At 56.6% G+C, this 13,776-nt stretch carries 14 protein-coding genes; 12 read left to right on the top strand and 2 right to left on the bottom strand.

Features of this window, described 5'->3' with window-relative positions; all coding sequences use genetic code 11:
- Positions 1-232 precede the first annotated feature (232 nt).
- Genes B9P63_RS14100 through B9P63_RS14070 form a run of 6 tightly spaced genes read left to right on the top strand, consistent with a single transcriptional unit; the run spans position 233 to position 6,543 of the window.
- Complete coding sequence (locus tag B9P63_RS14100) at positions 233-1,681, top strand: YfcC family protein (RefSeq protein ID WP_085310065.1); 1,449 nt, start codon at positions 233-235, stop codon at positions 1,679-1,681.
- A complete protein-coding gene (gene arcA, locus B9P63_RS14095; RefSeq protein ID WP_085309896.1) occupies positions 1,678-2,913 on the top strand; it encodes an arginine deiminase in 1,236 nt (411 codons plus the stop codon). Before B9P63_RS14100 ends, arcA begins: the two co-directional genes overlap by 4 nt.
- An 11-nt stretch (positions 2,914-2,924) precedes the next feature.
- On the top strand, positions 2,925-3,782 hold the full coding sequence (locus tag B9P63_RS19450; RefSeq protein WP_245830682.1) for a hypothetical protein: 858 nt from the start codon (positions 2,925-2,927) through the stop codon (positions 3,780-3,782).
- A 49-nt stretch (positions 3,783-3,831) separates the two neighbouring features.
- Positions 3,832-4,833, top strand: a complete 1,002-nt coding sequence (gene argF / locus B9P63_RS14080; RefSeq protein ID WP_085309894.1) for an ornithine carbamoyltransferase — start codon at positions 3,832-3,834, stop codon at positions 4,831-4,833.
- A 1-nt stretch (position 4,834) separates the two neighbouring features.
- Positions 4,835-5,824: a carbamate kinase gene (locus tag B9P63_RS14075; RefSeq protein ID WP_085309892.1), complete on the top strand. Its 990-nt coding sequence runs from the start codon at positions 4,835-4,837 to the stop codon at positions 5,822-5,824.
- Positions 5,821-6,543 carry a GNAT family N-acetyltransferase gene (locus B9P63_RS14070; RefSeq protein ID WP_085309890.1) on the top strand — a complete coding sequence of 241 codons (723 nt, stop codon included), beginning with the start codon at positions 5,821-5,823 and terminating at the stop codon, positions 6,541-6,543. Before B9P63_RS14075 ends, B9P63_RS14070 begins: the two co-directional genes overlap by 4 nt.
- A 122-nt stretch (positions 6,544-6,665) precedes the next feature.
- On the opposite strand, the gene B9P63_RS14065 is transcribed toward B9P63_RS14070, so the two are convergent.
- Positions 6,666-7,397 (bottom strand): Crp/Fnr family transcriptional regulator, encoded by a 732-nt coding sequence (locus tag B9P63_RS14065; protein WP_085309888.1) that lies wholly within the window; start codon positions 7,395-7,397, stop codon positions 6,666-6,668.
- A gap of 156 nt (positions 7,398-7,553) precedes the next feature.
- Between B9P63_RS14065 and B9P63_RS19445 the strand changes: the two genes are divergently transcribed.
- The 5 genes from B9P63_RS19445 (at position 7,554) to B9P63_RS14040 (ending at position 11,538) form a co-directional block, all read left to right on the top strand.
- Positions 7,554-7,790: a hypothetical protein gene (locus B9P63_RS19445; protein ID WP_085309886.1), complete on the top strand. Its 237-nt coding sequence runs from the start codon at positions 7,554-7,556 to the stop codon at positions 7,788-7,790.
- Between the two features lie 153 nt (positions 7,791-7,943).
- Positions 7,944-8,462, top strand: coding sequence for a DUF1269 domain-containing protein (locus B9P63_RS14055; RefSeq protein ID WP_085309884.1), 519 nt, complete (start codon positions 7,944-7,946; stop codon positions 8,460-8,462).
- 34 nt (positions 8,463-8,496) lie between these two features.
- A complete protein-coding gene (locus tag B9P63_RS14050) occupies positions 8,497-9,057 on the top strand; it encodes an HdeD family acid-resistance protein (RefSeq protein ID WP_176219167.1) in 561 nt (186 codons plus the stop codon).
- Entirely contained in the window at positions 9,054-9,767 is a 714-nt protein-coding gene (locus tag B9P63_RS14045; RefSeq protein WP_245830681.1) for a DUF1003 domain-containing protein, read from the top strand. Before B9P63_RS14050 ends, B9P63_RS14045 begins: the two co-directional genes overlap by 4 nt.
- Complete coding sequence (locus B9P63_RS14040) at positions 9,754-11,538, top strand: putative bifunctional lysylphosphatidylglycerol flippase/synthetase (protein ID WP_085309879.1); 1,785 nt, start codon at positions 9,754-9,756, stop codon at positions 11,536-11,538. Before B9P63_RS14045 ends, B9P63_RS14040 begins: the two co-directional genes overlap by 14 nt.
- Positions 11,539-11,703: 165 nt before the next feature.
- On the opposite strand, the gene B9P63_RS14035 is transcribed toward B9P63_RS14040, so the two are convergent.
- On the bottom strand, positions 11,704-12,546 hold the full coding sequence (locus B9P63_RS14035; protein WP_085309877.1) for an alpha/beta fold hydrolase: 843 nt from the start codon (positions 12,544-12,546) through the stop codon (positions 11,704-11,706).
- A gap of 176 nt (positions 12,547-12,722) precedes the next feature.
- On the opposite strand from B9P63_RS14035, the gene B9P63_RS14030 reads away from it, so the two are divergent.
- A complete protein-coding gene (locus B9P63_RS14030; RefSeq protein WP_139816263.1) occupies positions 12,723-13,721 on the top strand; it encodes an AraC family transcriptional regulator in 999 nt (332 codons plus the stop codon).
- The last annotated feature ends 55 nt before the right edge of the window (positions 13,722-13,776 follow it).

Genomic DNA, 13,776 nt, shown 5'->3' with positions numbered 1-13,776 from the left:
AGTATGTAGTCTCTGGAGTGGATGCAAACATCTGGTCCCTTCGCTCGAACCAATCGGGGCGGATTCTTAGTTTCTGGCACTCGTGTGCTCGACCATTCCGGCCCCCACATCTGTACCGCAGTGCATCCTGATAGGCAGCTAACCTCAGTCAGTCCAGCACCTGCCAGCCCCCGGTAATATTGTCCCAACCGCCGCGATCGCCGTTGCGATGCGTGCCGACAAAGGACACCAGATGGCAAATCCAACAACACCCGCTCCCGAAACCACCAAACGGCTCTCATTTCCCTCGGCCTATACGATTCTGTTCGCGCTGATCGTGATCATCGCGGCCCTGACATGGGTGATCCCGGCGGGCCAATATGAACGCGTGGCCTCCGAGGCGCTTGGCAAGGAACTCCCCGTGGCGGGGACCTATGCCCCCACCGAGGCCAACCCGCAGGGCGTCTTCGATGTCATCCTTGCCCCTATCGCAGGCTTTTACGATCCTGGCAGCTATACCGCGAACGCGATCGACGTGGCGTTGTTCGTGCTGATGATCGGCGGATTTATTGGCGTGGTCACAGCCACCGGGGCCATCGACGCGGGCATCAAACGCGCCATGACCCGGCTCAAGGGCCGCGAAAAGTGGATGATCCCGATCCTGATGGGTCTGTTCGCCATAGGTGGCACGACCGAAGGCATGGCCGAGGAAACACTGGCCTTTTACGTGCTGCTGACCCCCGTCATGATCGCCGCAGGCTATGACTCCATGACAGCAGTGGCGGTGATCCTATTGGGCGCTGGCATCGGTGTGCTTGGCTCGACCGTGAACGCCTTCTCTACCGTCATTGCGTCGGACGCGGCAGGTGTCCCGTTTACCGATGGGCTGATGCTGCGCTTTGTCATCCTTGGCATCACTTTTGCGGCCACCGTGGCCTATGTCATGCGCTATGCTGCAAGGGTCAAAGCCGATCCTTCTAAGTCGTTTGTCTATGATCTGAAGGCCGCGAACGAGGCGCATTTTGGCACGGCCGAGGCGGTCATCTCTGACTTTACCGGTCTGCATAAAATCGTCCTGCTGCTTTTTGGGGCCACCTTCGCCGTCATGATCTGGGGCGTGTCGCTGGGCGGATGGTGGATGGCTGAGATGAGCGGGCTGTTCCTATTCGCCGGAATCGGCATCGGCCTTATCGGGCGTCTGGGCGAAAAAGGTATGGTCGAGGCCTTCGTCGGCGGTGCGCGCGACCTTCTGGGTGTCGCGCTCATTATCGGGCTTGCACGCGGTATCGTCGTTATCATGGACGCCGGTCATATGACCGACACCATCCTGCATTGGGCGGAAGGTACAGTCGCGGGCCTCAATCGAATCGTGTTTATCAACGTGATGTACTGGATCGAAGTGGTGATGGCCTTCTTCGTACCCTCGACGTCAGGTCTTGCCGTTTTGTCGATGCCGATCCTCGCGCCGGTTGGCGACTTTGCCGGGGTCGAGCGCAGCCTAATTGTTACCGCATTTCAATCTGCGACCGGCGTCGTCAACCTCGTCACTCCCACCTCTGCCGTAGTCATGGGCGGGCTCGCCATCGCGCGCGTTCCTTATGAGCGCTGGCTGCGCTTTGTCTGGCCCGTGCTGCTGGGCCTCACCGTCATCATCATGGCCGCCCTCAGTCTTGGCGTGCTGCTTCAAGGAACCCCAACATGACACACGATGCTTCATTGGCCTACGGCCTTCACTCAGAGGCGGGCAAACTGCGCCGCGTTCTGGTGCATAAACCCGGTGCTGCCATGGCAAGGCTGACACCCGCCAACTGCGCCGAGCTGCTGTTTGATGATGTGATCTGGGTCAAACAGGCGCGCATCGAGCACATGACCTTTGTTGATGCGATGCGCAATCGCGGGGTCGAGGTCGTGTTCCTGCGCCAACTCTTGGCCGAGACATTGGCCGACATGGAAGCCCGCCGCTGGCTTTTGGAGGCGCGCATTACTGACAATACCGTTGGCATCGGCCTTGCTGAGGATCTCATGGCCCATCTGATGGAAATCCCCGCCGATCTGCTATCCACTATTCTAATCGGCGGGATGAGCAAGGCAGAGTTACCGATTACCGCCAAGGGCGTACTGGCCCCCATGCTGGATCCGGCTGATTTCATCCTGCCCCCCTTGCCTAACCACATCTTCACCCGCGATACAACCTGTTGGATTTACGGCGGTGTTACACTCAACCCGATGCACTGGCCTGCAAGGCGGTTAGAGACGCTGAACCTTGCCGCGATTTATCGGTTTCACCCGGATTTCAAGGATGCCGGGTTTCCCATCTGGTGGGGTGATCCAAGACAAGACCACGGGCCTGCCACGGTCGAGGGCGGCGACGTGATGCCAATCGGCAATGGCACTGTCCTCGTTGGCATGGGCGAGCGGACGACGCCTCAGGCCGTGGGCCAGATCGCGCGTGGGCTTTTTGCAGGCGGCGGTGCAACCCGCGTTATAGCCTGCCAGTTCCCTAAATCCCGCAGTGCGATGCATTTAGATACGGTCTTCACCTTCTGTGACCGTGATCTGGTCACGGTCTTTTCCGAAGTGACAGATGCAATCCGCTGCACAAGCCTGCGCCAAACGGACCACAAAACCATTGCCGTCGAGGTTGAAACAAAACCCTTCCTCGATGTGGTCGCGGATGCTTTGAATATCAAGAAACTTCGCACCGTGCCAACAGGCGGCGACGCCTATGAGGCCGCTCGCGAACAATGGGACGATGCCAACAATCTGCTCTGCCTCGAGCCGGGCGTTGTCGTCGGCTACGAGCGCAACGTCTTCTCAAACACCCTCCTGCGCAAAGCGGGCGTCGAGGTCATCACGATACCCGGATCAGAACTGGGGCGTGGACGCGGTGGATCACATTGCATGACCTGCCCCCTGATCCGCGACGCTGTTTGAAGGAACACCCTGTGACACCAAAACAAGCCACATTGAAAGAGGTGCCTAAAGGCATTTGGATCGCAGCCGCTGTGGCGCTGGCATTTGGAGCTTTGACAATTGTGTCCGGTGGCCGCGCTCTGTTTGGCCCGTCCGCCGCGCGTGCAGCAGCGGGCGACGCCGTTCCTTTCGTGCTGTGGTTCAATTTTCTGTCCGGCTTCGCCTACATGGCAATTGGTTTAGGCATTTCGCTGCGCAAGGCATGGGCGAATTGGGCAGCTATCGCAATGGCCCTCGCAATTGTCGCAGTATTTGCATTGCTTGGTTGGCACATTTTGCAAGGCAACCCGTACGAGATGCGCACTGTGGGTGCCATGATCCTGCGCGCAGGCACATGGATCACAATCGCACTCTATTTACGAGGTCTTGCCGCCAAACCGCACCTGAAACCTAACAGAAATGGAAGACGCCATATGACCTATGGAAAAAAGAACATCGTGGCCGGATTGTTCCTACTGGCAGCTTTCATGCTTTACGGTTTTGGGTTGATCTATCTGCGCGATTTTGCACCGAGCCGCGCGCAATGGATCGCCGACTATTCGACTGGAACGCACTTTGAATCGCGTCTGGCACATGTGCACGGCAACCTCTTTGCTCTGCTCAACATCATGATCGGCTACCTGATCCTAAAACTGCCGCTGAACGCATTTTCCGCACGTTGGATCTCTTGGCTCGGGTTGGCGGGCATGTTGATGCCAGTTGGTATTGTCGCTGAATTCGCATTTGGCGCACCGTTCTATCTGGTTCTGGTCGGTGCCATCTCAATCATCGCGGCGATGATCTGGCTTGGAGCCGCCGTGTGGCAAGCCAACATATCGCAACCCGCGTGATGGCACACCAATACCCTACCCAATGCACTCATTCTTCAAGGAACATTTAATGCCACAGAACCTTCGCGGACGCAGTTTCATTAAGCTGCTCGATTTCACGCCAGACCAAATACGGCACTTGTTGCAACTCGCGGCCTCCCTCAAGATGGCCAAGGCAGGCGGATATGAACGACCCATGCTCGAAGGCAAGAACATCGCTCTGATCTTTGAAAAGGACAGCACCCGCACCCGCAGCGGTTTTGAAGTCGCAGCCTATGATCAAGGCGCCCATGTCACCTATCTGGGTCCATCCGGCAGCCACATCGGCCACAAGGAAACGATGAAAGACACCGCCCGCGTTCTTGGCCGCTTCTATGACGGGATCGAGTATCGCGGTTTTGGCCAAAAGGATGCAGAGGTGCTGGCGGAGTTTTCCGGCGTACCGGTTTTCAACGGGCTGACGGATGAATTTCATCCCACCCAGATCCTCGCTGACCTGATGACCATGAAGGAATTCACGCACAAGCATCTTTCAGATATCGCATTTTGCTTCATGGGGGATGCGGGAAATAACATGGGCTCAAGCCTGATGGTCGGTGCCGCCCTGATCGGCATGGATATCCGCCTGTGTGGCCCACAAAGCTGCTGGCCCGATGCAGAGCTTGTCGCGCAATGCCGCACCATTGCCGAGGCCACGGGCGCGCGGATCACCCTGACCGAGAAGCATGCCGAAGGGTTGGAAGGGGCCGATTTCGTCTACACCGATGTCTGGGTCTCGATGGGTGAACCTGATGACGTCTGGGAAGAGCGGATCGCACTGCTGTCGCCTTATCGCGTGACAACCGAGGTGATGGAAAAGACCAAGAACCCTTACGCCAAATTCATGCATTGCCTGCCCGCCTTCCACAACCGCGACACCGAAGTGGGCGAGGCGACGTTCCAAAAGTTCGGCATCGACTGCATGGAAGTGACCGAAGAGGTGTTTGAAAGCGCCGCCTCTGTCGTATTCGATCAGGCAGAAAACCGGATGCATACGATCAAGGCGGTCCTCGTCGCCACAATGGGGGCCTGACATGCGCATCGTTGTGGCCCTTGGCGGAAATGCATTATTGCGCAGAGGTGAGCCGCTGACCGCAGCCGTTCAGCGGACGAACGTAAGGCTTGCGGCACTTGCGCTTGCTGATCTGGCGCGTGACCATGAAATCATCGTGGCCCATGGCAACGGACCACAGGTTGGTTTGCTGGCCCTCCAAGGTGCGTCCTATGATCCTCAAAAACCATGGCCGCTGGATGTGCTGGGCGCTGAGACAGACGGCATGATTGGCTACTTGATCGAACAAGAATTGATGAACGCGCTCCCAAAAGGTTCGCGCTGTGCAACCCTCCTCAGCCGTGTGGAGGTGGACCCGAAAGACCCTGCCTTTGGCACCCCCAGCAAGCCCATCGGTCCTGTCTATACTGAAAAAGAAGCCGCGTTGGCTGTCAGCGATCACGGCTGGCAGATGGTGCAGGAAGCAACCGGCGGCATGCGCCGGATCGTTCCCTCGCCCATGCCCCTTCGCATCATCGGTTTGGACGCCATAAAGGTTCTTTTGGACGCTGAGCATATCGTCATCTGCGCGGGCGGTGGAGGCATTCCCGTCATTCGAAACGCGAGCGGTGACATGGAGGGCGTCGAGGCGGTCATCGACAAGGACCGAACGTCAGCCCTTCTGGCCCTCGGCCTCGACGCAGACGCGCTTTTGCTGCTGACTGACGTACCAGCCGTCTACCGAGATTTTGGCGCTCCCAATCAGACCGCCATCAGCACGACCACTCCGTCAAAACTTGGGAACCTTGACCTTCCACCCGGGTCGATGGGTCCAAAGGTTGCCGCTGCGGTGGCCTTCACAACCGTCAGTGGCAAACTCGCCGGAATAGGACAGCTGACAGATGCCCGCGCCATCATCGAGGGCCGTGCGGGGACACGCATTCTAGAAGATAAGCCCAAAGCGCGGCAAGGCGCGACAGATGAAACTTTTGCAGAGCAACAAGGCGTATCTGACCTTCGAGGCAAGCAGTGAAACTCACGCACTTCCCAACAACCCTCAAAAACGGCGCGTCCGTGCTCGTGAGGGAAGTGACATCGACAGATCGCCACCTATTGGAGATTGGTTTCGCGCATTTGTCCGATCGTGCGAGATATTTTCGGTTTCTGGGGGCGCACAAAAACCTCACCGAGAAAGAACTGGACACGTTCACAGCCACAAACGGCCCGGACCACGTCGCGGTAGGCGCTTTGCTCAGAGATGGACCAACGCCAGAACCGATTGGCATCGCGCGATATATACGGCTACCCGATCAAAAACATGTCGCTGAGATCGCGATCACCATTGCCGATCACTATCAGCGTCAGGGGCTGGGCAGTCTTCTCCTTGGCGCGCTGGCGAAATTCGCGAGGCAAGGTCGAATTACCGAGTTCAATGCCCTGGTCCACAGCGAGAACACGGCAATGCTGGGGCTTCTGGATCAATTCGGTGGAGTGCAAACAGCACTTGGAGGTGAAGATATCGAGGTTACATTTCCTGTTTCCGCCATTTCTGTGCGTTTTCTTAAGTCAACGGCAGAAAACCGCGAAACACTGGGTGGAGCCGCCCGGGCAATCATCAACCGGACGTCGGCCAAACTCCACCAGTTTGTGAACTTCCATCCGGTACTACCGGAAATAATAGGTCCAGACCAACCTACATCAGTGTGGGAGAACGAGGGCGGCGCGATAGTCCCCAGTGTTCACCGAACTTAGGTGGACGTGTAACCAGTCCGAGTGATCCAGAGACACGTGGGACAGACTGTTCCCATGTCCCCCGTCCCGCGTGTTTCTCGTTTCAGGACAGTCACTCAGTTCTGCCAAACCAAGAAAACTGATCATTTCGCCAACAATGGTCCAACTTGATCCAAATAGGTCATCTCAAAATCTGCAAATTCAACCAGCCGGTCATAGTCATCAAACGTGACAAAACCATCGCGGAATGTAACCAGTCCCTGTTCGCGCAATTGCCGCAGCACGCGGTTCACGTGAACGGCACTTAACCCTAGGGCATCGGCCAAAAGATATTGTGTCAGAGGACAAGCGTATCCCGCCCTGCTTCCCAAGCCGACAAGGGACAATCTGGCCCCAAGTTCGAGCAGGAAATGCGCCATGCGTTCAGCCGCATCGCGACGCCCGATACCTACCAGATGCTCGACCACCATCGCCTCGTCGCGAGATGCCGCCCAAAGGACCGCTGTCGCCAGCCGCGGCGTGTGCGAAAACACCTCCAGAAGGTCAGAGACATGCACTTCCGTCACTTCGATATCAGTGACAGGCTCAATACTATGATCCGAGATGTGCAACACCACACTCCGCAGCCCCAAAAAATCGCCTGGTATCTGGAAATCGACAATCTGTCGCTGCCCATCGTGCAGCAGTTTGTAGGAACAGGCCCACCCGGACTCAAGAATGTATGCGGCATGATCTATTTGCCCCTGATGCACCAGATCGCGTCCAGCGACAAAGGCACGGCGGCGCTTGTGCAAACCTTCCAGAATGGACAGTTCGGCCTCTGATAAGGCTACAAAAGCGCCCAGTTTAAGTGCGAGCGGCTTGTTCGGCATCATGGGCTCCTATCCACACAAAATGCTGGTTACCTATCAAAGAGAAATCAGCCGCGACTGACATGGATCAGTCCAAAGAGAAATGATCTTTGAAAGACTGCATTTACCGCCGCACAGGTTCGCTGCGCGCGTCGGGTAATCCTGAAAGGCAAACACAGTATGTCTGACCATAGCACGAGTTCTGGTGTGGCCGCCTTATCAATCTGCGAAGCGCTGCTTCTTGCGCTGAATGATGCGAAGGTCCTGCCAGAAAAAGAGATCATGGGCGTTCTCATGGATGCTGCCGCCACACATGAAAATGCGGGAGGTTCCGACATAGAGATCGAGGAACATAACGCGGTCGCTACGTTGATAAACAAGATCATCGCTGGCGGAAATTCCGTCCGCAGAAGTTAATTGAGGCATTCAAGCCCTTTCCGGCAGGGGGGCTCAAACGTATTGGTGTCGCCCTCGCGCAGTCCCCGGCCACCACCGTATTGGGCCAACACTCACTCATCCTCAGCCGCGTTTAGTACCTGAAATGATCGCAGTTTCACAAAGGAACATCGAATGTCTGAACTCATTGTCGTTGCATATGACACGCCCGCCAAAGCCGAGGCTGCGCGTTATGAACTCTTTGGAATGGCAAAGGAATACCTTGTGGAGATTGCGGATGCCGTAATCGCGACAGCAGACAAGGATCGGAACATCAAGCTGGATCAAATGGTCAATATGTGGACCGTTGGTGCAACCGGTGGTGCGTTTTGGGGCCTTTTGGCGGGTCTTATCTTCTTCAATCCGTTGTTGGGCTTGGCCGTCGGGGCCGGTGCAGGTGCAATTTCAGGCGGCCTTTCTGACTACGGTATTGATGACGATTTCATGAAAGACGTTTCAGGTGCCCTGCAACCGGGTCAGGCAGCGCTGTTCATGATGATGCGGACCGAAGCGTCAGACCGCGTCATTGAGCGCCTGAGCAAGAAGGGTGGACGCATTCTGCGCACGAACCTCGATTCAGATGCCGAAAACCATCTGCGCAACCATTTCGATACCAAACACGCCAAAATGGCTGAGAAACTCTCAAGGGAATAGCGGGCACGGCCAACGCAACAAGGATCAAAACATCATGCAACCTGACAGCCCGCCCCAAACACCCAGAAGTCACGCGAACATCAGGAACAGTTTCCGAAACCTCGGGCTCGTCTTTGCGGCACTGGGTGTGGCTGCGATCCTTGCCCCTGTGGTGGCAACGCTTGTAGTTGAACAACTGGTCGCTTGGCTCTTTGTGTTCTGGGGCCTCGCCGGTCTGGCCTTTGCCAACAGTTTCCGTGCGATCTTTGACTGGCGCATCGTAACACTGTTTTTCGCAGCTGTGTTAATTATAGGGCTCTCATTCGTCTTTTCCCCCGATCGCGGCGCGGCATTCATCACTGGGTTCATCGTCATTGCACTTCTGCTCGATGGCGCTCTCTCGATCACTTTTGGGCTGAGATTGCGCAATCAGATATCAAGCTGGCGCTGGATCATAGCAAGCGGGGTTTCAGCGGTCATTCTTGGAGCCGTCATTTTGGTGCAGTGGCCGACAACCTCCACATGGGTTTTGGGCTTTTTGATTGGTCTGAATTTCTTATCAACTGGCATTTCGATGCTCCTGATGTCGCGTTCCGCAGGAACGCTGGCCCTGTGACCGAGCCCAAGATCTCGACCACAAAGTTCCATTGCCATGTTTGTCAGAAGGCTTTCCCGCCGTCTCGCATTCGGCCTTGGGTTTCCGTCAGACCCGGCGTTTCCGAACTGGTCAACGCAGCCTATCCCGGTTGGGACGCGGGCAAGCACATCTGTCGCTCTGATCTCGCAACGTTCCGCGGTGCCTATGTCGAAGCGCTGCTTGAGAGAGAACGCGGCGAATTGAGCGATCTGGACCGCCAAGTTATCGAAAGCCTTCAGTCTGGCCAATTGGTTTCGCAGAACCTGTCAAATGCGATAGAGGAATCAACGTCATTCGGCGAACGAATGGCCGATCACGTCGCCGCGTTTGGCGGTAGTTGGCCATTCATCATTTCATTCACCGCAATCTTGGTCATCTGGATCACTGTCAATGCAATCGGGCTGATGGTGCGGCCATTCGATCCCTACCCTTTCATTTTGCTGAATCTCGTCCTGTCCAGTCTTGCGGCCCTTCAGGCCCCAATCATCATGATGAGCCAAAGGCGTCAGGATACCAGAGACCGGATACAGGCTGAAAATGATTACCGCGTCAATTTGAAGGCAGAACTTGAGATCCGGCAACTCCACGAGAAGATGGACCATCAATTGGCCCAGCAGTGGGACAAGCTCGCTGAGTTGCAACAAATCCAGATCGAACTTCTGGAGGAACGTCTGAATGAACGCCCATGAACCGGCACGTCCACCGCAGCGCATTGTTCGCGCTCTGGAGCATCCTGTTGTCCAGATAGCCGTTCCAATCCTGGTCACCTGCGTCGCTGTTTACGTCTTGCACAAGTTTGCGAGCCAAGTGCATTGGGCGGATGTGAAAGCCGATATCGCGGGAAGCTCGAAGAAGTCTCTTGGTTTTGCACTACTTTGGACTGTGGTCAGCTTTTTTGCTCTTTCGTTTTATGACGTATTTGCCGTGCGCTCTGTTGCGAAGGGCAAAGTCCCAGACAAGATCGCGGGGCTTGCGGGCGCAAGTGGCTATGCAATCTCGAATTTGCTGGGGTTTTCCTATCTGACAGGGACAGCCGTCCGCTATCGGGTCTATGCTGCTATGGGATTGGATCTTGCCCGTGTTGCAGGGGTGATTGCGACGTCTTGGGTGGCGTTCTGGATGGGACTGATCCTGATCCTTGGCACTCTCATGACCCTTCATCCCAAGGGTTTGTCCACAGTTCTGCCCCTCGCGAATTCAACCGAAACCATCATGGGCGTTGGATTGCTTTCGGCACTCATAGCGTTCTTTGTATGGTTGGCGCGGGGCGCGCGCCGCCTGTCATTTGCGGGCTTTGGGTTTAATCTGCCCGGGGTTCGCCTTGCCGGTGGACTGACCATCGCCGCCCTGTTCGACATCACCGGTGCTGCGATGACGCTTTATGTCCTGATGCCTGCCGATCTGGTGCAGAGCTACCCTTACTTCTTCATCATTTATATCAGTGCGATCGCATTTGGTATTCTCAGCCATGCTCCGGGGGGCTTGGGTGTTTTCGAGGCAACGATTATTGCTGGCTTGGGTGCTGCTGGCAGATCAGACGCTTTGGCCGCATTGGTGCTGTACCGGCTCATCTACACGCTCTTGCCGTTTCTGGTCGCCGTCGTCGGGTTGGCGTTTGTCTGGGCAGGATCAAAACGCCACGCGGCGACACAAACCGCGACCTGGGCCTTTCGCCTTGCCCGACCGATCGTGCCGATGGCTGCAGCCGGTGTCGCTCTTTTGGCCGGAACGCTCCTGCTCGTTTCTGGTAACTTACCCGCGGATACGGCGCGACTTGGTGTGCTGCGTGACATGATCCCCTTGCCCTTTATCGAAGCGTCGCACCTTGCGGGAAGCGTCGCAGGCTTGTTGCTCATCGTCATTTCGCGGGGCCTCTATCGGAAACTTTATCGCGCTTGGCTCATCGCCATGGCGCTCATGGTGGCAGGTATCTTGGCCTCGCTGCTCAAGGGCCTCGATTGGGAGGAGGCCACAGGCCTGCTGATCAGCACCAGTATTCTCGGCGCTTTTAAGTCTGCATTTTACAGGGTCGACGGGGCTTCGGTGTTCCGCCTGAACACGACTTGGCTGGTCAGTCTCGCAGCCCTTCTGGGCGCAGTCACATGGGTTGGCCTCTTTGCCTATAGCAACGTGCCGTATCGGGATGCCCTCTGGTGGGACTTTGCTTTGCGTGGCGATGCCTCACGGTTTTTGCGGGCCAGCCTTGTCGTTGCATTCATCCTTGCCACAATTGCGCTGAACTCTGTTCTGATGGGACGCGGTAAATCAGTCAAAACCCAGCCAATTCCTGACGCCGTTCGTCAACTCATCGCTGAAAGTGAAGATCCGGAGGCGGGCATTTCACTAGGGTCAGGACCCATTAATCCTGCGCCACTGGTTTGGCAGATTTTCTGTCTGACTATGACCAGAGACGCAGGAATAGTGTTTTTATTTCAAGGCTCTGGGAAGACGGCAGGCTGAAAATCCGCCAAATCCGTAGGACGCCAAATCCGCTTCATCTCAGCGGCTCGGCCCGCCTGAAAATAAAACCACTATTCCCTTTCCGGGCCAAACCACTGATATTTCGCGGATTTGGCGCCCGTGGTGCAGGATTAATGGGTCCTGACCCTAAGAATACGGGTTTGCTTAGGTGGTGGCATCCACCTCCTTGATGAAGCCCAAGACCTTTTCGAGGTAGTCTAACGGGTTATCCTCCCACGCATAATGTGCCGCACCAGGAATGACAGCGAACCTGCTGTTTGGCAGAAGGTCCGCCAGCCGCCGCGAATTGGATACAGACACGAATGTATCGAACTCACCATGAAGGACCTGCACCGGGGCTTCGATCCGCGTTACATCACGCTCAAGCGCCGGTGTTTCGGTTGGATAGCTGCCCAGAAAGCCGACTTGCCCGCGCAGCTTGGCAAAGCGCGTGGACCCGGCAAGATAGTCTGCCTTTACCTCGCGTGACGGTTTGATGAGACGATACCCGACGCTGTTAGCGGCGGCGCAGTAGATGCGCCCGCCGATGCGGCCGCCGCCAGAGAGTGTCGCCCACTGCACAAGGCGCGAAGACACGAGAGCCCGCAGGAGAAACGACCCTTCCACCTTTCCAACCACGCCCGCATCGCCCACGGTCGCTGATTTAATCCGGCCCGGGTTGTCCGCCATGAACCGCATCAGGGTTGGAGTGCCGATATCCGGCCCGACTGCATGCGGGTGCGACAGACCGAAGTGATCCAGAATCTTGCCCAGAAACACCGCGTGCTGACTGACGGTCGTGACATGACGCGCAGGGTCAGAACCGCCGTGATTGGGCAGATCCACCGCCACCACATCAAAGCTTTGGGATAGCTGATCCCACCAGTTGCGATAGGTCAGAACGCTCATGGGTTGCGGCGAGGTCAGCAAGAGCTGCGGCTTGCCTTCATTCCGGCTGGCCGCAAAGCGGATCATGACGCCGTCTATTGTCGTGGTCTGAAACTTCATTTTTCTGATCCTGATTGATTGCGTTGGAGGTCAAGCTAAGCCGGACCGCTTAGAGCTGGAACATGCAGATGCGGTCAAACGCTTGCATTTCGTCCCAATCGACTTGCAGAACTTGCAAGAGGGATGTTTTGGCGCAATGAACTACGAAGGGACCACCAACTGATAGGGAGACTACGGTGCAGGAAACATATCCGCTCGCGCTCGGGTTGAACGCCTGCCGTATGCTCGGGATCGACCCCATAGACATGCTCCGCGAGGCCGGTCTCGGCCATCTCGATCCCAAGCAGGCAGCTCTTGGAGTGACCGCAATACAATACGTGGCCGCGTGGGACGCAATGGTCTGTCTGGCAGGGCGCGATGACTTGCCGAGCCAAATGGGCATCGCCATTGCGCGCGGGCCGATCGTTCCTGTCTTTCTGGCGCTGGATTGTGCGCCTGACCTTGAACAAGGTTTGCGCCGGATCACCCGCTATAAGAGCCTTATCGGTCCAACCCGCATGCACGTTTTCGGCGATGATGCGGAACTGACAGTGGAATACGACAGCAGCATACCGGGGCTTGATTTGCCCGCCTCCATGCTGGCGCTCTATCTTGCATTCGTCGTTGAAAAAGCGCGGCTGATGACTGCCCGCCCGATGGTCCCGGTGGCGGCCACGCTCAGGGCTGACGAAGATTCGCGACACACACTCGCCCGGCATCTCGGCGTGATGCCGAGATATGGCGAAAAGGCCACCCTGAGCTTCTCTCACGCCGATGCAACGGCACCATTTCTATCCGAGGCCCAAGGGTTGTGGGGGGCGATGGAACAGGATCTCGAACGACAACTTGCCGCGCGATCCCGCACCAGCAACATGTCCGCCAAGGTCTCAAGCGCGCTACTGACACAACTGCCGTTGGGCAAAGCTGACGTGGTGACGGTATGCCAGGAACTCAGCGTCAGCCGCAGCACTTTGCAACGGCGATTACGCGACGAGGACACGACGTTCCAGCAAATCCTCGATACAACGCGCAAAGACCTTGCGCTGCGATACCTGACCAAGAGCGCGTTGGCGAACGAGGAAATCTCCTTCCTGCTGGCTTATAGCGATCCGAACAGTTTTTTCCGAAGCTTCCGACGTTGGACCGGTTTATCGCCGAGCGAAGTCCGAGAACCCGCAGATGGGGTCGGCAAATAGGCAGGATGGTGATCCGCTACCCCTGCAAATGTCGGTTTTTCCGCATTGCGATCGT

Origin of the sequence: Planktotalea arctica (genome assembly GCF_002105285.1) — a bacterium.
Taxonomy (GTDB): Bacteria; Pseudomonadota; Alphaproteobacteria; order Rhodobacterales; family Rhodobacteraceae; genus Planktotalea; species Planktotalea arctica.
This window is presented reverse-complemented; position numbering and strand designations above follow the sequence as displayed.

Excerpts from the sequence above, each read along its gene's own strand:
- B9P63_RS14100 (WP_085310065.1), top strand. The coding sequence starts at position 233 with ATGGCAAATCCAACAACACCCGCTCCCGAAACCACCAAACGGCTCTCA.
- arcA (WP_085309896.1), top strand. The coding sequence starts at position 1,678 with ATGACACACGATGCTTCATTGGCCTACGGCCTTCACTCAGAGGCGGGC.
- argF (WP_085309894.1), top strand. The coding sequence starts at position 3,832 with ATGCCACAGAACCTTCGCGGACGCAGTTTCATTAAGCTGCTCGATTTC.
- B9P63_RS14075 (WP_085309892.1), top strand. The coding sequence starts at position 4,835 with ATGCGCATCGTTGTGGCCCTTGGCGGAAATGCATTATTGCGCAGAGGT.
- B9P63_RS14065 (WP_085309888.1), bottom strand. The coding sequence starts at position 7,397 with ATGATGCCGAACAAGCCGCTCGCACTTAAACTGGGCGCTTTTGTAGCC.
- B9P63_RS19445 (WP_085309886.1), top strand. The coding sequence starts at position 7,554 with ATGTCTGACCATAGCACGAGTTCTGGTGTGGCCGCCTTATCAATCTGC.
- B9P63_RS14055 (WP_085309884.1), top strand. The coding sequence starts at position 7,944 with ATGTCTGAACTCATTGTCGTTGCATATGACACGCCCGCCAAAGCCGAG.
- B9P63_RS14050 (WP_176219167.1), top strand. The coding sequence starts at position 8,497 with ATGCAACCTGACAGCCCGCCCCAAACACCCAGAAGTCACGCGAACATC.
- B9P63_RS14040 (WP_085309879.1), top strand. The coding sequence starts at position 9,754 with ATGAACGCCCATGAACCGGCACGTCCACCGCAGCGCATTGTTCGCGCT.
- B9P63_RS14035 (WP_085309877.1), bottom strand. The coding sequence starts at position 12,546 with ATGAAGTTTCAGACCACGACAATAGACGGCGTCATGATCCGCTTTGCG.